Source organism: Modicisalibacter sp. 'Wilcox', assembly GCF_010993675.1.
In the GTDB taxonomy this organism is placed as follows: Bacteria; Pseudomonadota; Gammaproteobacteria; order Pseudomonadales; family Halomonadaceae; genus Modicisalibacter; species Modicisalibacter tunisiensis.
Genome location: NZ_WNXF01000004.1, coordinates 251,078 through 271,853, shown reverse-complemented (window position 1 = coordinate 271,853; position 20,776 = coordinate 251,078). Strand labels below are relative to the sequence as shown.

Below are 20,776 nucleotides of genomic sequence, written 5' to 3'. Positions count from 1 at the left end.
TGAGACGGAATCGGAGGTCAAAAAATGCTCGCTGACGGCGATAGGGAAAGTGTCGACGCCGGCATCACGGATTCAGGAGATAGAGACCTGTATAGGTGATTACTTATGATGGTAATGAAGTAATGGATATCTTATAGAAGAACTATAAGACCCACTGAAAGTGGGGCTTCGCCCCCTCTACTACCACCACCTGAACCATGTCAGATGTAGCCGACTTCAACGCAGTGCCCCCTCAAATCATCTGCGCCGGTCTTGTCCGGTTCACGTCTGCCCCAACTGCCACCAGTCTGCTTGTGCCAACTGGTGCGTTCATACAGCTCATGCCGGAAGCTCAAAGGAAGTAGGCCTCTGGGGACGCTGCATGTGCGTCTCCCGGTGAGGTCTTTCTATACGGCGACAACAGCTGATCATTCGTGATCTGAAATTGTCGCTTCTTCTCCAATACTGTCACCTAATTGAACGTCGCCGATCTTGCAGCGATCTTGCATGTTGCTGTTCAGGGGTTTCCCCTCCGTCAAACGCGGTGAACCTGGGTACGGGATTACACAGCCTCCGCGTGTTGCGGTTGGGGGATGGCCGGGTAGGATTCCTTGCCAAGGGTCTCGTCAATCACTGCGATTGCACGATCCTGCGCTTCCTGAAGCCTCTTGGCATCATAGCCTTTGCTGTAATAGCCGTAGCTCATGGTGAGCCCCTTACGACTGTGGCCGAGGAGGTAGGCAGCTACCAACTCCGAGACATCGCCCTGTTGCAATGCTGTAGCCATCATTACCCGGAATGAATGGAAGCCTTTGTCCTGGCGCTCGGTTACGTGCTTTCGCTTGATCTCGCCGAATCGCTTGGTAGCCAGATAGGCAAGCCGTCCATCCGGTCGAATACTCACCAGATCATGGAAGAGATATTCCGAGCCCGCATGGGCTGCGTCCGTTCTGAGTTTCTCAACTTGGGGGAGGCAAGGCTTTGGCACCGGAATCCATCGGGTCGCTGCTTCTGTCTTGCCGTCCTCCTGCGAGGCTATACCCATGAGAAGAACGCCATCCTCTTTCTTGAAGTCATGGAGCCTCAGGCTGACCAACTCGCTGATTCGAGCCCCGGTGTAGAGCCCCATCCGGGTTAGAAGCTGCATCGAGAAAGGCTGGCGCTCCATGGCTGCCATGAGATCTTTCAGCTCGGAGGGTGTGAAAGGCTGTTTCTTCTGACGCCCCTTAGTGGTGTTGATCTTGTGCTTCTCGAAGGGGTTGTTAGCCGATACCCAGGCCCGTGCATAGGCATAGTCCCATAGCGTCTTCAGGCGGGAGATATGGCCCTGCACGGTGGCCCCTGATAGCTTCTCCCTGCAGTGCTCAATGAAATCAAACACCTTAGAGCGTTCGATCATGCTCATCTGGATATCACTGCTGTTGAGGTAACGCAGGAAAGCAGTAACGGTCTTTTTGAAGCGGCTTCTGGTGCCTTCGGTGTGGAGCTGCTCACGCTCACTGTTCCTGATGAAGTAGTCGAGCACCTCCTTCAAGGTCACGCCATATTTCTCACTCTCGGACTTGCCTTGCGTAACGGCCTTGAAGGCTTCCACATACTCAGGATCGGTCGCTCGGCCAACTGATTCGGGGTCCAAGACTTCATCCCAAGTCACACCTGGGCCAACGAACCGATCCCCGGCCACCTGACTCAGCTGGTCGACATACTGCAGGAATCGCTGGCGGGGCTGCTCCTGAACCTTCAACAGCCGCTCTCTTTGGCGTAGCTGTCCAAGGAGGATGTCTCGCTTCTCCCGCGCCTCCCTGATGTCCCCCGTCTCCAGGGACTGCTCAATGATGTCTCGGTCGGGGTAGAGGGGCTTCAGCGCCTTCGGGACGCGCTTCTGAAAGTACCAGGTGTTGTGGCGTAGCTTGAGATGCTTCCGGTCGTTCATGTCTATAGGCGGCACAAAATGTAGGAAGGAATGTAGGAAGTATTGTAGCCGCAACCCCTTGAACGTCAACGGTTTCAGTAGGTTAGGGTGTGATGAAACGGCATGATGTAAGCCGACCGGCCCCGGCCTGACTGCCCCGTCCTGCGTGGACGGGCAGCATCGAAAAGCCCCACCTCACGGTGGGGCTTTTTTCGTGTGCTTAAGTGGCTGACGGTGGCGCTATGGGATTACGCGGCTAAAAGCTCCTCTCGGAACCGCTAGCCGGGATGGGCATTGCCGGGGGCAAGGCTTTACGAGGGCGCTGTAAACCCTTCCATGGGCGCTACCTTTGTCATCTGACCGCCATGGATGGCGGAAATGCCGGAATGGGAGGGATCACTTTCCGGCCATGGCAAAGGACCCTCGCTTCGCCTTGTCCCCTGCGCCCATCATTCCGATAGTTTGGAAACGGGCTGTAAGTCAGGTCAGGCAAGCGCCGGCTCACGGGATGTCTCGGGAACCAGGCCCAGCGCATCGTCGAATACCGCGATGCCCGCCCCCTCGCGGTGGGCATGCTCGGAAAGATGCCGGCGGAAGCGCCGCCCGCCCGGACAACCCTGGAACAGCCCCAGCAGGTGGCGGGTGACGTGATTGAGCTTCGCCCCCTCCGCCAGGCGCCGGACGAGATAGGGGCGCAGTGCCCGCGCCGCCTCGTGCCGGGTGGCCACCGGGCCGGGCTCGCCGTAGAGGGCCGCGTCCACCCCGGCCAGCAACCAGGGGTTCTGATAGGCCTCGCGGCCGATCATCACGCTGTCGACCTGCTCGAGGTGAGAACGACACTCGTCGAGCGTCCTGATGCCGCCATTGATGCCGATATGCAGCGACGGGTTGTCGCGCTTGAGGCGATGCACCCGCGGATAGTTGAGCGGCGGCACGTCGCGATTCTCCTTGGGCGAGAGCCCCTGCAGCCAGGCCTTGCGCGCATGGATGGTGAAGATCTCGCAGCCCGCATCGGCCACCCGCGCGACGAAGCGCGCCAGGTCGGCGTCCTCGTCCTGATCGTCGATGCCGATGCGGCACTTGACGGTCACCGGAATCGACACCGCCGCCTGCATCGCCGTCACGGCCGCGGCCACCTTGTCCGGATGGCCCATCAGGCAGGCGCCGATCAGGTTGTTCTGCACCCGGTCGCTGGGACAGCCGACATTCAGGTTGACCTCGTCGTAGCCCCACGCCTCGGCGATGGCCGCGCATTCGGCCAGCTCGCCGGCATCGCTGCCGCCCAGCTGCAGGGCCAGCGGATGCTCGACATCATCATGGCCCAGGAACCGCTCGCGCGGCGAGCCGTGCAGGATGGCGCCGCTGGTGACCATCTCGGTATAGAGCAGCGCGCGGCGACTCAGGGTCCGTGCAAACACCCGGTAATCGCGCGTGGTCCAGTCCATCATCGGCGCCACGGAAAAGCGGCGCGCACGCGCCAGGGGGTCATGACCTGTCGGTTGCATCATCGATGGCCTCCGGGATGTTCGTTCGGGCGGTTGCCGGAAAGCGCGCATTGTACGCAACCCGGGCACTGGCGCCCAGTGCCCGGGCCGTCACGGCCGCTCGGGGTCCGGCAGGCCTTCGTAGTAATCCGACTGGAACGACTCGACGGCGCTCTCGGCCTCCTCGATGGCCTCGAAGCGCGCCACGTGGAACAGTGCCTCGCCCTCGTTGGCCAGCGGCAGGTTGCTGATGCCGATGACGATGCCGTCGGCATTGGCGCGCACCTCGCCCTCGGCATTGCCGAAGGGGTCGGCGACCCGTCCCAGCACCTGCCCCCTGGCAACCCGGGCACCCAGGCGCACCTGCGGGCGCAGGATGCCGTCGATCGGCGCCCGTGCCCAGCTCGAGCCATTGGCGACCTCCGCCGCGGGCGGTTCGCGACGCCGGCGATGATCGGCCGCCAGCATCCCCAGATGACGCATCACTCGCAGTACGCCGCGTACCCCCGGGGCGATCGCCCACTCGTCGAAGCGCAGCGCCTCCCCGGCCTCGTAGGTCAGTACGGGCGCGCCCCGGCTCTGGGCATAATGGCGCAGGCTACCCTCGCGCAGCTCGGCATTGAGGATCACCGGTGCACCGAAGGCCTCGGCCATGGCCGCCGTCTCGGTGCCGATGCTGAGCTGCGAACGCACCTGCGGCAGGTTGGTGCGATGGATGGCGCCGGTGTGCAGGTCGATGATGTGGCTGGCCTGATCGACGATCTGCTCGCGGAACAGCGCCGCCACCCGTGAGCCCAGCGAGCCCGACTCGCTGCCGGGAAAGCAGCGATTGAGATCCCGCCGATCCGGCAGATAGCGGCTGTGCTGCACGAAACCGAAGACATTGACGATCGGCACGGCGATCAGCGTGCCCCGCAGGCGCCGGATCGCCGCCGAGCGCAGCAGGCGGCGCACGATCTCGACGCCGTTGATCTCGTCGCCATGTATCGCCCCGCATACCAGCAGTACCGGCCCGGGCTGGCGGCCGTGCACCACCTCCACGGGGATGTGCAACGGCGCGTGGGTATACAGCTTGGCGACCGGCACATCGATCTGGGCGCGGGAGCCTGGCGCGACGCGCACGCCGGCCAGTTCAAAGGGAGCTCGAGCCATGATGCTGCACAGTCCTCTGGTGGATCATGACTCCCTTATACTCACCGAAGCCCGCGTTGACGACCCCCTGCCGCCCCACATCGACCCAGGCTGCCCATGACGAGCCGCCCTTACTGGCGGATCGCCTCGAACTCGAGCAGCACCTCGACCTCATCCCCGACCAGGCCATCGGCCACCCCGTAGGTCATCCCCCAGCGGCTGCGCGACAGGGCGGTCCGCGCCGACACTCCCAGGGTGTAGGCCTTGTGGCCGAACGGGTACACGGCCGCCTTGTTGAGAGTCACCTCCAGGGTCACGGGATGTGTCTGCCCGCGCAGGGTCAAATCCCCGGTCAGCGTGCCGTGGCGGCCGTCCTCGGTGATCAGCCGCGTCGGCTCGAAGACGATCGCCGGGTACCTGCCGGCGGCAAGGAAGTCCCCACCCCGCACGTGGCTGTCGCGCGCGTCGTGATTGGTGAAGACACTGTCCGCGGCGATCTCGATACGCCCCTTTCCCAGGACACGGGTGGCCTCGTCATAGACGAACTCGCCCTCGCCCTCGAGAAACTGCCCCAGCAACCGCTCGTAGCCGATGTGCGACACGAGAAAACCGATCGAGAAATGCTCGGGATCGATCCGGTAGGTGGCCGGCGCCGCCCGTACCATGCCCGCGATCGACGACAGACCCAGCAGCAGCGTCAGGGCGATGGCCCGGGTGGCCGGCAGCGACACGCAACGCGCGATCATGACACCCCTCCATGGGGCGGATGCGCCCCGAACGGCGGCTGATGGCGTCGCTGCCACAGCCAGCGAATATCCAGCGCGAACGACAGCACCAGCAGGGCCAGCGCCACGCCGGCCAGCGCCGCGACAAGCCATGCCGGCATGAACGGCAGCAGACCCGCCAGCAGCGTCACCACCTGCCAGACGCAGATCGCCTTGCGCCGCCGACGCTCCGGCAACGGCCGTCGCAGCCAGGCCGCGTACCAGCCGGCCGCCACGAACCCGTAGCGCAGGGCGCCGATGGCCAGCACCCAGACGCCGGCCTTGCCCAGCGCCACCAGCGCGGCGCACAGCACCAGGATGAAGAAGGCGTCGAGCTCCATGTCGAAGCGGGCCCCGAAGCGCGACACCGAATGGGTCAGCCGCGCCACCCAGCCATCCACGCCATCGAGCGCCAGCGCCGCCAGCGCCAGCCCGGCCATGGCACCGCCCCGGCTGGCCATGAACTCGGGGAACACCACCGCTCCGGCGATCGCCGCCACCAGCATGCCCCGCACCAGCGTCACCCGGTTGGCCCAGCCCAGCGACTGCCGCGATGCCGCCAGCCGCCACAGCACCACCGCCAGCATCCCGGTGAAGATGGCCCCGGCACTCAATCGCCAGGCGGCCGGTCCGGACAGCCACAGCAACAGCAGCTCCGTGAGCAGAACGAACGTCACCAGGCCCAGCAGCCCCTCGACGAGACCCGGCCACACCGAACGTCGCCCGCCCTGCCTTCCCGACGATTCCGTCATCCGACACCTCCTTGACCGGCGGCAGGCATCGCGGCTTGACGCCGGAGGCCACACCGGGACAACTTGTTTCACTATGGCAGGCGATGCACGCCACCGCCGTCACCTTCTGCAGGACCCCGTGACAAGGACGCCATTCTGTACAACAATTATACAACAGTTTTACAAGGTAGGCGCTCCCCGTCTTGGATGCCAACGGGAACGCCTCGCTGATGACAAGGACGCTGCCATGCCCACCTCCACTGCCACGGCCTTCTGGACGCTCACGCCCGGCCACGGTGCCCTGCGCGAGGAGTCGCTCCCTGCCCCGGGCGAGGATGAGGTGCGGGTTCGCGCCCGCTACAGCGGCATCAGCCGGGGCACCGAGGCGCTGGTGTTCAATGGCGAGGTCCCTCCTTCCGAACATCAGCGCATGCGCGCGCCCTTTCAGGCGGGCGACTTCCCGGGGCCGGTGAAGTACGGCTATGCCAGCGTCGGGGTGGTGGAGGACGGCCCGTCGGCCCTGCGGGGTCGCGAGGTGTTCTGTCTGCACCCGCACCAGGATCGCTACGTGGTGCCGGCCGAGGCCGTCGTGCCACTGCCCGAGGCCCTGCCCGCCGAACGCGCGGTGCTGGCCGCCAACATGGAAACCGCCCTCAACGGCGTGTGGGACGCGGCACCGCGCCCCGGCGATCGCATCGCGGTGGTCGGCGCCGGGGTAGTCGGCGCGCTCGTCGCCTACCTCTGCGCGAGCCTGCCCGGCACGCGAGTGGAACTGATCGACATCGACCCCGGGCGTGCCGCCCTCGCCCGCGCGCTGGGCATGGCCTTCCGATCCCCCGACGCGGCCAGCGGCGACGCCGACCTGGTGTTTCACGTCAGCGGCGCCCCCCGGGGCCTGGCACACGCCCTGACCCTGGCGGGATTCGAGGCGACGCTGGTCGAGATGAGCTGGTACGGGCGGCAGCGCGTCAGCCTGCCGCTGGGCGAGGCCTTCCACGCCCGTCGCCTGACCCTGCTGTCCAGCCAGGTCGGTTCGGTGGCCCCGGCACGCCGGGCGCGCTGGTCGCACCGGCGCCGCCTGGGTCTGGCCCTGGAGCTGCTCGCCGACCCGCGCCTGGACGCCCTGATCGAGGCCGAGAGCCCGTTCGCCGACCTGCCCGAGCTGATGCCGCGGCTGGCCCGGGCCCGCGGCGCCCTCTGTCACCGCCTACGCTACGCATGACGGCTCGCCATCGCGAGCCAAGGAGCCCGACACGATGTTCAGCCTTACCGTCCGCGACCAGATGATGATCGCCCACAGCTTTCGGGGCGAGGTCTTCGGTCCGGCGCAACGCCGCCACGGCGCGACCTACGTGGTCGACGTGACCTTTGAGCGCCCCGAGCTCGACGAGCATGACCTGGTCGTCGACATCGGCCTGGCCGGCGATGCCCTCAAGACCGTGCTGGCGGAATTCCACCTCACCGACCTCGACGAGCAGGACGCTTTCCGGGGCCGCAACACCACCACCGAGTTCATGGCGCAGGCGGTCTTCGAGCGCCTGGCCCGGCGGATCCGCGACGGCGAACTGGGTGAAGGCGCCAAGGCGCTGACCCACCTCAAGGTGACGCTGCACGAATCACACATCGCCTGGGCCGGCTACGAGGGGGCACTGTGACCGACCTGACCTTCATCGTCGCCGGTGACCCCGGCCAGCTCACCGGCGGCTACGTCTACGACGCCCGCATCGTCGACGCCCTGCGCGATCAGGGCTGGCAGGTCGCGGTCGTGGGGCTTCAGGGGCGCTTCCCCGAGCCCGACGCCGCCGCCGGCCAGGCGCTGGACACGGCCCTGGCCGACTGCCCCAACGGCGCGCGGGTGGTGATCGACGGCCTGGCCATGGGCGGACTGCCCGAGATCGTCGCCCAGCACGCCCCGCGCCTGGCCATCACGGCGCTGGTCCACCACCCGCTGGCCGACGAGACCGGCCTCGACGACGCCCAGAGCACCCGTTTCCGGATCAGCGAGACACGCGCGCTGGCCGCGGTGAACCGGGTGATCGTGACCAGCCCCTTCACCGCCCGCCGGCTCGCCGACTTCCAGGTGGGCGCCGACCGCCTCCACGTCATCGAGCCCGGTGTCGAACGCCCGCCGCGGCTCCCCCGGCGCAGCGCCCGCCACGACGGCCCCGCCCGGCTGCTGTGCGTGGCCACGCTCACCCCGCGCAAGGGCCACGACATCCTGGCCGAGGCCCTGGCCGGGCTGGCCGACCGGGACTGGCAGTGCGACTGCATCGGCGGCCTCGATCGCGATGTCGCCCATGTCGAGCACGTCCGCGAACGCCTCGCCGTCCACGGGTTGAGCGAGCGCGTCCACCTGCTCGGCGAGCGCCCGCCCCATGCCCTGGCCGAGGCCTACGCGGCGGCGGACCTGTTCGTGCTGCCCTCGCACTACGAGGGCTACGGCATGGTGATCAGCGAGGCCCTGGCCCACGGGCTGCCCGTGCTCACCACCACCGGTGGCGCCCTGGCCCATACGCTGCCCGACGGCGCCGGCCTGCAGGTGCCGCCCGGCGATTCCCCGGCCCTGGCCGAGGCCCTGGCGCGCTGGCTGGATGACGCCGCCCTGCGCGAGCGCCTGCTCGAGGGCGCCCGCCAGGCTGGCCGGGCGCTGGCCGACTGGGACACGGCCGGTCGCGCCTTTGCCGCCGCCCTCATGGACACCCCGGAGGCGCACTGACATGACCCTGGCACCGGCAAGCCGCACACCGCCGCCGGGCGGCCGCTTCGAGGGCCGCTGGCTGGCCCTGCGCGAACCCGCCGATCATCGGGCACGCGACGGCTCGCTGACGGCTGCGGCCCGTCGCTGGCTGCAGGGATGTCGCCATGATGATCGCCCGCTGCAGCTGATCGACCTGGCCTGCGGCAGCGCCAGCAACGTGGCCCACCTGGCCACGCGCCTGCCCGGCCCCCAGCACTGGCGACTGATCGACCAGGACGCCGAGCTGCTCGGCCGGACCGAAGCGCGCCTGCGGGCGCTGCGCGATGACGCCGGTCGCCCCCTGACGTGGCGTACCGAGGCACGCTCACTGACGCCCTTCGATCCGACCCTGCTCGACGGCGCCGACCTGGTCTTCGCCTCGGCCCTGTTCGATCTGGTCTCGCGCGACTGGCTCGCCGGGGTCGTGCAGGCCATGGTGGAACGGCGCCTGCCCGGCCTGTTCACGCTCAGCATCACCGGCGGCTGGTGCTTCATCGACGCCGACGGCCACGACCGGGAGGACGCTGACGATCGCTGGGTACGCCGCACCCTCGACGAGCACCAGCATCGTGACAAAGGTTTCGGCACCGCCCTGGGCGGCGCGGCCACCGACACCCTCGCCGAACGCTTCGCCGCCCACGGCTATGACCTGAGGCGTGCCGCCAGCCCCTGGAGACTGCCGCCTTCCGACGCCGATGCGCGTCCGCTGGCACTGGCCCTGCTCGACGGCTGGGCGGAGGCCGCCCTCGAACAGCGCCCCGATTCGGCCGCGCGCCTGCATGCCTGGCACGCCCACCGCCGGGCTCGACTGGAGGCGGGGGACTGGGGAGTTCGCGTCGAGCACGATGACCTCTTCGTCCACCCGCGTCACGCGCCATGACACGCCCACCGCCGGGCACCCTGGCGCGCCTGGCCTTCAGCCTGGCGCTGCTGGCCGGGCTGCTGGCCTGGCTCGAGCCGGCGACGATCGCCGCCGAGCTCGACGAGCTGGCACTCGGCTGGGTCGTGCTCGGCCTGCTGACCAGCCTGCCCCAGGTGGTCGTCTCGGCCTGGCGATGGCGGCTCACCGCCCGCCTGCTGGACGTGCCGCTGTCTCGCGCGGCGGCCTTCCGTGAATACTACCTGGCGACCTTTCTCAATCAGCTGCTGCCCGGCGGCGTGATGGGCGATGTCGCCCGCGCCTGGCGGCATGCCGGCGCCAGCGGTGCGCGGCGTGCGGCGGTCCGGGCCGTGGTCATCGAGCGCACCTCGGGCCAGCTGGTGCTGTGGGGGGTCACCGCCCTGGCCCTGCTCACCCCGGTCTGGCAGGCCCCGCTCGCGCTCGCCGGCGACACCCTCGCCGCGCTGCCCGGTACCGCGCAGGCCGCGGCGGTGCTGGGCCTGTCGGGCTTGGCCGCGGGGCTGATCACGCTGTATCGCCGGCCACCCCGGGCGCTGGCCGGGCTGGGCGGCGACCTGGCCCGCACCCTGCTCGCCACGGCCGCCTGGCCACGCCAGCTGCTCGGCTCGCTGGCCGTGGTCACCAGCTACATCGCGGTCTACCTGTGCGCGGCCAGGGCCGCGGGGGCCGAGCTGCCGACGCTGGCCCTGATGGCCTTGGTCCCGCCGGTGCTGATGGCCATGGCCCTGCCGCTGTCAGTCGCCGGCTGGGGGCTGCGCGAAGGCGCCGCCGCACTGGTCTGGAGCCTGGTCGGCCTGCCCGCCGCCCAGGGCGTGGCGATCTCCATGACCTACGGCCTGCTGGTGCTGCTGGCCAGCCTGCCCGGTGCCCTCTGTCTGCTGCGCCGGTGGCGCGGCGTCGGCGAGCGCCAGGTCGAGCAGCAGGTCCTCGCCGCAGACGAAGTGGCGCATCGGCGGGCGGCGCGCCCGGTCGAGGGTATCGATGGCGGGCAGGGTCAGGCCGGGGCGCCCGGAGCCGATGAGCAACGGCGCCATCAGGACGTGCAGACGGTGCAGCACGTCGGCATCGAGAAAGCGCGAGACAGTGATGCCGCCGCCCTCGATCAGCACCCGAGGCAGCCCCTCGGCAGCCAGCGCCGCGAGAATCGTGGCGGGGGCGATGTCGCCGGGCGGGACATCCAGCTCGAGATGCCGGACATGCGCGCCGACCCCGGCCAGGGGCGGCACGCCGCGGCCTACCAGGTGCCAGGTCGCGGCCAGTCCGTCCTGGAAGACGACCCGCGAGGCGGGCAGGCGGCCGCGCGGGTCGAGGATCACCCGACAGGGGTGGCGGCCCTCGACGTGACGCACGGTCAGCTGCGGGTCGTCGGCGGCCACGGTGCCGGCCCCGACCAGCACGGCATCGACCAGGGCCCGCAGGCGATGCAGGTGGACCCGGCTGGCCAGGCCGTTGATGTAGTGCGAGGCGCCGGTTTCGGTGGCGATGCGCCCGTCGAGGCTCTGTCCCAGCTGGGCGATGGCCAGCGCCCCGGGGCGCGCCACCAGCGGCAGCAGGCAGTCGAGGAGGTCACATACCGCCTCGTCGAGGTCGCTATTGCTGCGCCAGGCGCCACCACGGCACACCTCGAGGGCCATCCCCTCGGCCGCGAAACGGGCGACGGAGATACGTGACCAGTCATGTTCACGGGCCTGACGGACCAGCCGCCAGGCCGCTGAAAGAAGCGAGTCGTGCATGTCCCCTCCGGGAAGGCGTGACGGCTCATCATGCGCAGCCCGGCTGCGCCGGGGCAACCCCAACGCAAGGAGACGCTCATGCATCAGGTCGAACGCGCCCTCTTCGATATCCGTCGCGGCTTGCCGGTGCTGCTGCGTGACGGCGACGACACCCGCCTCGTGCACCCGCTGGAAGGTCTCGACGCCGCCGGGCTCGCCGCCCTGGCCGAGCGGCCGGACGCCCCGAGCCTGGTACTCAGCCGCCACCGTCTGGCACGCCTGGGCCATCGCATCGATGCCGATGGCGCCCGTCTGCCGCTGACACCCGTCCTGTGTCGGGACATCCGGCAGCTCAACGCCCTGGCGTTCGGCCTGGACCCCGTCGGTGCCCTGCCCGAGCTGCATCCGGCCGGACAGGCCGATCGGGCGGCCCTGGCGCTGATGCGCCGCGCCCTGCTGATTCCCGCGGCGCTGACGACCCGCGTGTCCGACGCTGAACGCCCCGGCATCGAGGCGCGCCTGGCCAGCGGCGAGCTGCTGGCCGTCGAGGCCGGCGAGGCGTCACGCCTGTTCGACACCGCCCGCGGCATGCTGCGTCGGGTCAGCGAGGCACGGATTCCGCTGGCCGAGGCCGCCGAGAGCCGCTTCATCCTGTTCCGCGAGCCCGACGGGCTGCGCGAGCATGTGGCGATCGTGATCGGCGAGGCCGAGCACTGGCCGAGCGCGGTGCCATTGCGCCTGCATTCGGCCTGCCTGACCGGCGATCTGTTCGCCAGCCTGCGCTGCGACTGCGGCGAACAGCTGCGCAACGCCGTGGCCGAGATCGCCGCTCTGGGCGGCGGCGTGCTGCTCTACCTGGCCCAGGAAGGGCGCGGCATCGGGCTGGCCAACAAGCTGCGCGCCTACACCCTGCAGGACACGGGGCTGGATACCGTGGATGCCGACCAGGCCCTGGGCTTCGGCGAGGACGAGCGGCATTACGGGGTAGCCGTGGACATGCTGGCCGCGCTGGGCATCCGGCGGGTACAGCTGCTCACCAACAACCCGGTCAAGATCGCCGCCCTGAGCGACGGCGGCATCGAGGTCGCCGAACGCCAGGCCGTCTACGGCCGGCTTACCGAGGAGAACGCCCGTTACCTGCATGCCAAGGCCCATCGCGCCGGGCATCTGCTCGACGAGGTGCTCGGCGATCATCGCGAGTCCGGCCGGGCCTGAAAGGCGTCGGTGGCCATGGCGCGGGTTTCGCCGAGCATGTCGGCCAGCCGCGTCGCGTAGTGGGCCACCAGCCGCTCGCCGAGCTCGGGGCTGGCCAGCCGGGCGTTGCCGACCACGCCGCCGGGATGCAGGTCCTCGGCCAGCCAGGCGAACGCCGCCTCGCCCTCGGGCCCCAGCCGGCCGCCGTCGGCAGCCATCGTCTCGCCCCGTGACTCGGGATGCGCGAGGCACTCCCGGCGCACCGATGCCGGAGCCAGTGCCAGCATCAGTGAGGTCTCCAGGGCGCCGCCGTGCAGGCCATGTCGCCACTCCTCGGCGGGCAGCAGCCCCTCGGGCGGTGCGAAGCGCATGTAGTGGGCCTTGACCACCAGCATGCCCCAGCGCCGTCGCAGCCGCAGCGCGGCAATCTCCATCACGCCCTTGTTGCCGCCGTGGGCGTTGAACAGCACCAGGCGTCGCACGCCGGCTCGGGCGAGCGCATCGCCGTGGGCCTCGATCACCGCGATGGCCACCTCCGCCGGCAGGCTCAGGGTGCCGGGAAAGCTCAGATGCTCGTCGCTGGCCCCCACCGCCATGGCCGGCAGCACCAGCAGCGGAAAGTCGTCCGCCAGTCGCCGGCGCGCCGCCGCCGCCAGCCCCGCGGCGATGTCGTGGTCGGTGGACAACGGCAGGTGGCCGCCGTGCTGCTCGATCGCCCCCATCGGCAGCAGCGCCACCGTGTCCGAAGTCACACGCTCGCGCAGCTCGATGCTGGTCAATGCCTGCCAGTCCCGTCCCGGCTGTCGTGTCATGGGTCAACCCTCGATCGTCGCGAATACGGCACCATCGTCATCGACATTACGTCAGGATACGCTAGGATGCAGCCGCTTCGATCGCCCCATCACCCCCTTCGTCTGCCAGGGAGCCTGCCATGCTGGAAGTCATCTGTCTCACCGTCGCCTTCATGCTCGGGCTGCTGGCCTGGCGGTGCGGCCTTCCGGCACTCATCGGCTTCCTCGCTGCCGGCTTTCTCATCAACCCCTTCGCCGAGCATCTTGCGCTGCCCGCGAGCACGCCGGCCATCCTCGACCATGTCTCGCACCTGGGGGTGCTGCTGCTGCTGTTCACGGTCGGCCTGAAGCTCAAGCTGCGCAGCCTCGGCCAGCCCGAGGTGCTCGGCGGCGGCCTGATCCACTTCATCGCCACCCTGGCGGTCTTCGCCCCCGGCCTGCACTGGCTGGGCGGCATTCCCTGGCCCACGGCGGAGCTGCTGGCCGTGGCCCTGGCCTTCTCGAGCACCGTGCTCTCGGCGAAGAGCCTGGAGGCCCGCCGCGAATTGCGCGCCTTCCACGGCCGGGTGGCGATCGGCATCCTGATCATCCAGGACCTGATTGCCCTGGTGGTGCTGGCCTTCTCCACCGGCCAGGTCCCCTCGCCATGGGCGCTGTGCCTGCTCGGCCTGCCGCTGCTGCGTCCGCTGTTCTACCGGCTGATCGACTGGAGCGGCCACGACGAACTGCTGCTGCTGATGGGGCTGGTGCTGGCGGTGGTGATCGGCGGAGCCGGCTTCACGGCACTGGGCCTGTCCGGCGAGGTCGGCGCACTGCTGCTCGGCGCCCTGGTGGCCGGCCATCCCCGCGCCCAGGAACTGGGCAAGTCGCTGTGGGCGCTCAAGGAGCTGTTCCTCGTCGGCTTCTTCCTCAAGATCGGCATGTCCGGGCTGCCCGACTGGCAGTCGCTGGGCTTCGCCCTGGCCTTCACCGCCCTGCTGCCACTCAAGGCCGCGCTGTTCTTCTTCCTGCTGATCCTTTTCCGGCTGCGTGCGCGCAACGCCTTCCAGGCCGCCATCAGTCTCACCAGCTACAGCGAGTTCGGGCTGATCGTCGCCGCCGCGCTGGTGCCCGACGCCCTGGTCAGCCTGGCGCTGGCGGTGGCGCTGTCGTTTCTCGTCGCCGCCCCCCTGCAACGCAACGCGCACGCCCTGTTCGCCCGCTTCGAGCCCTTCCTGCGGCGCTTCGAGCAGGATCACTGGCACCCCGACGAACAGCCCGCCTCGCTGGGCGAGGCCCGGGTGATGATCGTCGGCATGGGGCGCACCGGCACCGCCGCCTACGACCGGCTGCATGCCGACCACACGTACCTGATCGGCCTGGATGCCGACCCCAGCCGGGTCGAGAGCCATGTCCGTGACGGCCGACACGTGGTCTACGCCGACGTCGAGGACGTGGGCTTCTGGAACAGCGTCGAGCTGCGCCACGTCGAGGTCGTGGTGCTGTCGCTGCCGGACGCCGAGACCAAGATCTTCGCCACGCGTCAGCTGCGCGCGCACGGCTTCACCGGGGCCATCGTCGCCCACAGCCTCTACGAGGACGAGGCCGAGGCGATTCGCCAGGCCGGCGCCAACCAGACCTACCTGACCATGCACGAGGCCGGCCTGGGGCTGGCCGAACACGTCCGTCAGGGACTGCATGTCGCCGCGACACGGTAGACGGCGGCAAACAAGGCTTGCAAGGGCCGGCCTCAACCGTTGCAATGGGTGCCAGACCACTTTTCCCCGGAGGGCCGCATGACACCCGCAGCGCCCCCCTCGCCATGCACTCCGGACGGCGACTTCCGCCGGGTGGGCGTGGAGATCGAGTTCGCCGCCATCGCTCCGCAGGCCGCCGCAGAACTCGTGCAGTCGCATTTCGGCGGGCAGATCGAACGCCTGGGCCCGCACCGGCTCAAGGTCGTCGGCACGCCCCGCGGCGAGTTCACCATCGAGCTCGACGCCAAGTACGCGCACCCGGATGATGCCCTGGTACAGAAGGCCCGCGAGCGCGGCGACGACGAGTGGCTGCACTGGCGACTGGTCCTGCACAACCGCACCCGCGAGCTGATCGGTGACGCCGTGGCCGGCGTGGTGCCCACCGAGATCATCTGCCCGCCGCTGCCCTGGCCGGCTCTCGGCGAGCTCGACGCGCTGTTCGCCGCCCTGCGCGTGCAGGGTGCACGCGACACCCGCGACAGCCTGCTCTACGGCTTCGGCCTGCACCTCAATCCCGAAGTGCCCGCTACCGACGCCGCCACGCTGCTCGCCCACCTGCGCGCCTATCTGATTCTCGCCGACTGGCTGCGCGAGCAGATCGACATCGACATCACCCGTGCGATGCTGCCCCATGCCAATCCCTTTCCACGGGACTATGCCATGCAGGTGCTGGATCCGGACTACCGGCCGGATCTCGATACCCTGATCGATGACTACCTGGCCGCCAACCCGACCCGCAACCGCGAGCTGGACCTGTGCCCGCTGTTCGCCCACCTGCGCCCCGACAGCCCGCACGCCCTGCTGCACGAGGAACTCGTCAAGCCCCGGCCGACCTTCCATTACCGCCTGCCCAACGCCCAGCTGTCGCAGCCGGGCTCGGCCACCGCGGAGTGGAATCGCTGGGTCGAGGTGGAGCGGCTGGCCGCCGATGCCGACCTGCTGGCCCAACGCAGCGCGGATTATCTGGCTCATCACCGGCGCCCCTCGGTATCGCGCTGGCTGGATCGACTCAGGGAGTGGATGAAGGAGGCATGAGACGTCCGCGCATCGGCATCACGACCTCGGATCACAAGAGCCGTCTCGCCTGGTGGTGCGACTGGCTGGCCGTGTGGCGCGCCGGCGGGCTGCCGGTCCGCCTGTCCCCGTCGCGCGGCAGCGACGTACCTCTCGACGGCCTGATCGTCGGCGGCGGCGACGACATCGGCGCCCAGCTCTACGGCGGCGAGATGCAGCTCGACGTGCGTGTCGACCCGCAGCGCGACACCCTGGAACTGGCGCTGCTCGAGCGCGTGCTGCCGACCGACCGTCCGGTGCTGGGCATCTGCCGCGGCGCCCAGATCATCAACGTGTTCCTCGGCGGCTCGCTGATCACCGATATCCACGCCACCTTCGAGCATATTCGCCCACGCCGCACCGTGCTGCCGCGCAAGACCGTTCGAGTCACGCCGGGCAGCCGCCTGCACCAGCTGCTGGGCGTCGACAGCTGCCACGTCAACAGCCTCCACCACCAGGCCATCGATCGTACCGGCCACAATGTCCGCGTCGTCGCCCGCGACCGCGACGACCTGGTACAGGGCATCGAGAGCACCGATCATGACTTCGTCATCGGCGTGCAATGGCATCCGGAGTTCCTGGTCTTCAATCGTCCCCAGCAGCGCCTGATCCGTGCCCTGGTCGAGCGCGCCGCCGCCCGCGAGGCACCCCGCCCGCTGTCCCGCTCCGACGAGGTGCTCTGACCCGGTGCTCTGACACCGACCGTGGTCTCGCCGCCCCGCTTCGACCATGGTCGGGCTCTGCGTCGCCACCCCGGCTGGCCTAGGCTGGGGAGCAGCCAACAACGACAAGAGAGCCACGCCGCCATGACTCACGCCCGCGCCTACGCGGCCGCCGACACCCTGATCGTCGGCGCCGGCCCCGCCGGCTGCCTGCTCGCCAAGCGCCTCTCGGAGGACCCGCACCACCGGGTCACCCTGGTCGAGGCCGGGGGACGCGACAACTACCCGTGGATTCACATCCCGGTCGGCTATCTGTACTGCATCGGCAACCCGCGCACCGACTGGTGCTATCGCACCGAGGAGGAGGGCGGCCTCAACGGGCGCTCGCTGGGCTATCCCCGCGGCCGGGTACTGGGCGGCAGCTCGTCGATCAACGGCATGATCTACATGCGCGGCCAGGCCCGCGACTACGACCACTGGGCCGCGCTCGGCAACGCCGGCTGGGACTGGCAGAGCGTGCTGCCCTACTTCCGACGCAGCGAGGACCACTATGCCGGCGCCAGCGACGCCCACGGCGCCGGCGGCGAGTGGCGCGTCGAACGTCAGCGGCATCGCTGGGAGATCCTCGAGGCCTTCCGGGCCGCCTGCGCCGAGCAGGACATCCCGCCGATCGACGATTTCAACCTCGGCGACAACGAGGGCAGCAGCTACTTCCAGGTCAACCAGCGTCGCGGCGTGCGCTGGAACGCCTCCAAGGCGTTTCTGAAGGGACTCGAGGCGCGCGAGAACTTCACCCTGATCACCGACGCCGAGGTCGACCGCGTGCTGTTCGACACCGGCGGCGAGAAGCCCCGGGCCTGCGGCATCCGCGTGTGCCTCGACGGCGCCTTCCAGACACTGGCCGCCGGCCAGGTGATTCTCTGTGCCGGCGCCATCGGCTCGCCGTCGATCCTCCAGCGTTCCGGGGTCGGCCCCCGGGCGCTGCTCGATGCCCTGGCCATCCCGCGGGTGCACGAGCTGCCGGGCGTCGGCGCCAACCTGCAGGATCACCTGCAGCTGCGCATGATCTATCGCATCCAGGGCGCCCGCACCCTCAACGAGATCGCCGGCTCCTGGCGGGGCAAGCTGGGCATGACCTGGCAGTACCTGCTGAAGCGCAGCGGGCCCCTGACCATGGCGCCCAGCCAGCTCGGCGCCTTCGCCCGCTCCGACCCCGACCAGCCCAGCGCCAACCTGGAATATCACGTTCAGCCGCTGTCGCTGCCCGCCTTCGGCGAGCCGCTGCACGACTTCCCCGCCTTCACCGCCTCGGTGTGCAACCTGCGGCCGGCCAGCCGCGGCCACGTGACGATTCGCTCCCGGGACATGCGCCAGCCGCCGCGCATCGCCCCCAACTACCTGAGCGAGGCCGAGGACCGGCGCGTCGCGGTGGACGCGATTCGCCTCACGCGGCGCATCGCCGGCGCCCCGGCACTGGCCCCCTACCGCCCCGAGGAGATCAAGCCCGGCCCGGACTACCAGAGCGACGCGGCGCTGGCCGAGGCGGCGGGCGACATCGGCACCACCATCTTCCACCCGGTGGGCACCTGCAAGATGGGTCAGGACCCGCAGGCGGTGGTGGACGACCGGCTGCGCGTGCACGGCCTGGATGGCCTGCGGGTGGTCGACGCCTCGATCATGCCCACCATCGTCTCCGGCAATACCTGCTCGCCGACCCTGATGATCGCCGAGAAGGCCGCGGCGATGATGCTCGAGGAGCGTCAGTGGCAGGCCATTGGCAGCGAGGTACCCTCAGCCGCCGAGGCAAGCGTTTCCTGAGAAAGACGCACGGCACGAGACGAGGGGCGGAAGGAAAAACGGCCCGCAGGGCGCGGGCCGCACAGCGAGAAACGGCGTGCCGTCAGTCGAGACGCGCCTCCAGGGTGATCTCGGCGTTTAACAGCTTGGACACCGGACACCCCGCCTTGGCCTTGTCGGCGCAACGCTGAAAGACGTCCGCATCGGCACCGGGGATCCGGGCCCGGGTTTCCAGATGGATGGCCGGGATGCTGAAGCCCTCGTCATCCTGCACCAGCGACACGGTCGCCCGGGTATCGATGGCTTCAGGCTCCAGACCTTCCTCGCCGAGGATCATCGACAGCGCCATCGAGAAGCAGCTGGCATGGGCGGCGCCGATGAGCTCCTCGGGGTTGGTCCCGGCCTGCCCCTCGAAGCGCGTGTTGAAACCGTAGGGGTTGGCCTCGAGCGCCCCGCTCTCGGTGGACACCTGACCCTTGCCCCTTTTCAGGCTGCCCTGCCACTGGGCCGACCCCTGCTTCTTGATCGTCATGTACTGCCTCCTTTCCGTGATGACGTGGCGGCGCGTCGGCGCCGCTTCGCTCACTGTAGTGCATGCCGACGAGTCCGGCGCACTTCAAGGGCTCAGCTGTCCGACGCCTTCGCATCCTCCCGGCAGGCGGCCAGTGCAGCGGCCACCTCGGCCTGCCCCAGGCCGCGCAGTCGCGCCATGTTGCGTTCGGGGATGCTCTCGGGGTCCGGGTAGTCCTCGAGCACCCGACTCAGGCTCGCCTCGCGCAGCAGGTGCAGCATCGGCCAGGGCGAGCGATTGGTGGCGTTGGCCGGGTCGTCGGGCTCGGCATCCGCGAAGCAGTAGTCCGGATGAAAGCTCGCCAGCTGGTAGCGCCCGGTGTAGCCCTCGAGGTCGAGCAGGCGTTCCGCCAGGTCCAGCAGATCCAGGTAGTCGTCGAAGGCCGCCACCGCCCCGGTCAGGATCAGCAGCGTTGTCTCCACCGTCTCGTCGGCATCGAGGCGGCGGCATTCCTCGATCAGGGCCTGCAGCACGGCCTCGGTGTTTCTCGACGCCACGGTGATGTAGCGCACCCGCTCGCGACGCACTTCGGGCGCGGCGAAGGGGCACAGGTTGTGGGCGATCACGAAACGCGTCACCCAGGCACGGGTGGCGGCGATCGCGGCCGTCTCGACGGTCGAGGAAGACATGGCACGCTCTCATGGCAGAAGGCCGTGCAGTATAGCCCTTGCAGCACTGCGGCGCCTGGCCCACCATGAGTGGAAATCATTACCACATAGTGGAGGCCATCGTGTCCGACACCCGCACCACCGTCACCCTGCCGGCCACCGCCACGGCCTCGGCCGTCACCCTGCCCGCGCTCGGCCAGGGCACCTGGTACATGGGCGAGGGACGCGCCCCGCGTCACGACGAGGTTCGTGCCCTGCAGCAGGGGCTCGACCTGGGACTGACCCTGATCGACACCGCCGAGATGTACGCCGACGGCGGCGCCGAGGAGGTCGTCGGCGACGCCCTGCGCGGGCGGCGCGACGAGGCCTTCCTGGTGTCCAAGGTCTATCCCTGGAACGCCGGGCGCGACAGTGCCATCGCCGCCTGCGAGCGCAGCCTCGCGCGGCTGGGCACCGACCATCTCGACCTCTACCTGCTGCACTGGCCGGGCAACATCCCTCTCGACGAGACCCTGGAGGCCTTCGAGCGCCTGCTCGAGCAGGGCAAGATCCGCCGCTTCGGCGTCTCCAACTTCGACCTCGACGACCTGCAGGCCCTCTGGTCGCTGCCCGGCGGCGAGCGCTGTGCGGTCAACCAGGTGCTCTATCATCTGGGCTCGCGCGGCATCGAGCACAGCCTGCTGCCCCGCCAGCGCGAACGCGACCTGCCGACCATGGCCTACTGCCCGCTGGCCCAGGGCGGCCGCCTGCGCCGCGACCTGCTCGGCCACGCCGAGGTGCGAGCCGTGGCCGAGGCACACGGTGCCACCCCGGAGCAGGTGCTGCTGGCCTGGGCGATTCGCCCCGCCCCCGACGGACGACGCGACGTGATCGCCATTCCCAAGGCGGTGCAGCCCGAGCACGTCCGCGCCAACGCCGAGGCCCTGACGCTGCGCCTCGACGCCACGGCCCTGGCCCGGCTGGACGCCGCCTTCCCGGCGCCCGAGCGCAAGCCCCCGCTGGATATCGTGTAA

Annotated in this window: 19 protein-coding genes and 1 pseudogene; 11 read left to right on the top strand and 9 right to left on the bottom strand. The window is 69.3% G+C overall.

Going from position 1 to position 20,776, the window contains the following annotated elements; all coding sequences use genetic code 11:
* Positions 1-541: 541 nt before the first annotated feature.
* The 5 genes from G7A98_RS05930 to G7A98_RS05910 form a co-directional block, all read right to left on the bottom strand.
* A complete protein-coding gene (locus tag G7A98_RS05930; protein ID WP_163648561.1) occupies positions 542-1,912 on the bottom strand; it encodes a site-specific integrase in 1,371 nt (456 codons plus the stop codon).
* A 464-nt stretch (positions 1,913-2,376) separates the two neighbouring features.
* The gene (gene dusA / locus G7A98_RS05925) at positions 2,377-3,399 is read right to left on the bottom strand and encodes a tRNA dihydrouridine(20/20a) synthase DusA (RefSeq protein ID WP_163648560.1); all 1,023 of its coding nucleotides are present in this window, start codon (positions 3,397-3,399) and stop codon (positions 2,377-2,379) included.
* A gap of 87 nt (positions 3,400-3,486) precedes the next feature.
* Positions 3,487-4,527, bottom strand: a complete 1,041-nt coding sequence (locus G7A98_RS05920) for a succinylglutamate desuccinylase/aspartoacylase family protein (protein WP_163648559.1) — start codon at positions 4,525-4,527, stop codon at positions 3,487-3,489.
* Positions 4,528-4,637: 110 nt separating this feature from the next.
* Positions 4,638-5,252, bottom strand: coding sequence for a YceI family protein (locus tag G7A98_RS05915; protein WP_163648558.1), 615 nt, complete (start codon positions 5,250-5,252; stop codon positions 4,638-4,640).
* Positions 5,249-6,022 carry a CDP-alcohol phosphatidyltransferase family protein gene (locus G7A98_RS05910; RefSeq protein ID WP_163648557.1) on the bottom strand — a complete coding sequence of 258 codons (774 nt, stop codon included), beginning with the start codon at positions 6,020-6,022 and terminating at the stop codon, positions 5,249-5,251. Before G7A98_RS05910 ends, G7A98_RS05915 begins: the two co-directional genes overlap by 4 nt.
* Positions 6,023-6,248: 226 nt before the next feature.
* Here G7A98_RS05910 and G7A98_RS05905 point away from each other — a divergent pair, with 226 nt between their 5' ends.
* From G7A98_RS05905 to G7A98_RS16680, 5 genes and pseudogenes are all read left to right on the top strand, one after another.
* Positions 6,249-7,223, top strand: coding sequence for a zinc-binding alcohol dehydrogenase (locus tag G7A98_RS05905; protein ID WP_163648556.1), 975 nt, complete (start codon positions 6,249-6,251; stop codon positions 7,221-7,223).
* A gap of 34 nt (positions 7,224-7,257) precedes the next feature.
* Complete coding sequence (locus G7A98_RS05900; protein ID WP_163648555.1) at positions 7,258-7,656, top strand: 6-carboxytetrahydropterin synthase; 399 nt, start codon at positions 7,258-7,260, stop codon at positions 7,654-7,656.
* Complete coding sequence (locus G7A98_RS05895; protein WP_163648554.1) at positions 7,653-8,717, top strand: glycosyltransferase family 4 protein; 1,065 nt, start codon at positions 7,653-7,655, stop codon at positions 8,715-8,717. Before G7A98_RS05900 ends, G7A98_RS05895 begins: the two co-directional genes overlap by 4 nt.
* Before the next feature lies 1 nt (position 8,718).
* Entirely contained in the window at positions 8,719-9,618 is a 900-nt protein-coding gene (locus G7A98_RS05890; RefSeq protein WP_163648553.1) for a class I SAM-dependent methyltransferase, read from the top strand.
* A pseudogene (locus G7A98_RS16680) lies at positions 9,615-10,487 on the top strand (lysylphosphatidylglycerol synthase transmembrane domain-containing protein); the annotation flags it as partial. The gene G7A98_RS05890 and the pseudogene G7A98_RS16680, both read left to right, overlap by 4 nt.
* Here the strand turns inward: G7A98_RS16680 and G7A98_RS05885 are convergent.
* Positions 10,374-11,273 carry a RibD family protein gene (locus G7A98_RS05885; RefSeq protein WP_240464683.1) on the bottom strand — a complete coding sequence of 300 codons (900 nt, stop codon included), beginning with the start codon at positions 11,271-11,273 and terminating at the stop codon, positions 10,374-10,376. The pseudogene G7A98_RS16680 and the gene G7A98_RS05885 sit on opposite strands and share 114 nt — an antisense overlap.
* Before the next feature lie 177 nt (positions 11,274-11,450).
* Here G7A98_RS05885 and G7A98_RS05880 point away from each other — a divergent pair, with 177 nt between their 5' ends.
* Positions 11,451-12,566, top strand: a complete 1,116-nt coding sequence (locus G7A98_RS05880) for a GTP cyclohydrolase II (RefSeq protein ID WP_163648552.1) — start codon at positions 11,451-11,453, stop codon at positions 12,564-12,566.
* Here G7A98_RS05880 and G7A98_RS05875 read toward each other — a convergent pair.
* Positions 12,542-13,357, bottom strand: a complete 816-nt coding sequence (locus G7A98_RS05875) for a creatininase family protein (protein WP_163648551.1) — start codon at positions 13,355-13,357, stop codon at positions 12,542-12,544. The two genes, G7A98_RS05880 and G7A98_RS05875, sit on opposite strands and share 25 nt — an antisense overlap.
* 119 nt (positions 13,358-13,476) lie before the next feature.
* Here G7A98_RS05875 and G7A98_RS05870 point away from each other — a divergent pair, with 119 nt between their 5' ends.
* The 4 genes from G7A98_RS05870 (at position 13,477) to G7A98_RS05855 (ending at position 18,605) form a co-directional block, all read left to right on the top strand.
* The gene (locus tag G7A98_RS05870) at positions 13,477-15,033 is read left to right on the top strand and encodes a cation:proton antiporter family protein (RefSeq protein ID WP_163648550.1); all 1,557 of its coding nucleotides are present in this window, start codon (positions 13,477-13,479) and stop codon (positions 15,031-15,033) included.
* Positions 15,034-15,111: 78 nt separating this feature from the next.
* Positions 15,112-16,107: an amidoligase family protein gene (locus tag G7A98_RS05865; protein WP_163648549.1), complete on the top strand. Its 996-nt coding sequence runs from the start codon at positions 15,112-15,114 to the stop codon at positions 16,105-16,107.
* Positions 16,104-16,808, top strand: a complete 705-nt coding sequence (locus tag G7A98_RS05860; protein WP_163648548.1) for a gamma-glutamyl-gamma-aminobutyrate hydrolase family protein — start codon at positions 16,104-16,106, stop codon at positions 16,806-16,808. Before G7A98_RS05865 ends, G7A98_RS05860 begins: the two co-directional genes overlap by 4 nt.
* Before the next feature lie 123 nt (positions 16,809-16,931).
* Positions 16,932-18,605 carry a GMC family oxidoreductase N-terminal domain-containing protein gene (locus G7A98_RS05855; protein WP_163648547.1) on the top strand — a complete coding sequence of 558 codons (1,674 nt, stop codon included), beginning with the start codon at positions 16,932-16,934 and terminating at the stop codon, positions 18,603-18,605.
* An 82-nt stretch (positions 18,606-18,687) separates the two neighbouring features.
* On the opposite strand, the gene G7A98_RS05850 is transcribed toward G7A98_RS05855, so the two are convergent.
* Together G7A98_RS05850 and G7A98_RS05845 are read right to left on the bottom strand one after the other, a co-directional pair.
* A complete protein-coding gene (locus G7A98_RS05850; protein WP_163648546.1) occupies positions 18,688-19,116 on the bottom strand; it encodes an OsmC family protein in 429 nt (142 codons plus the stop codon).
* 92 nt (positions 19,117-19,208) lie between these two features.
* Complete coding sequence (locus G7A98_RS05845) at positions 19,209-19,784, bottom strand: DUF1415 domain-containing protein (protein ID WP_163648545.1); 576 nt, start codon at positions 19,782-19,784, stop codon at positions 19,209-19,211.
* Between the two features lie 101 nt (positions 19,785-19,885).
* Here G7A98_RS05845 and G7A98_RS05840 point away from each other — a divergent pair, with 101 nt between their 5' ends.
* Positions 19,886-20,776, top strand: coding sequence for an aldo/keto reductase (locus G7A98_RS05840; RefSeq protein WP_276207477.1), 891 nt, complete (start codon positions 19,886-19,888; stop codon positions 20,774-20,776).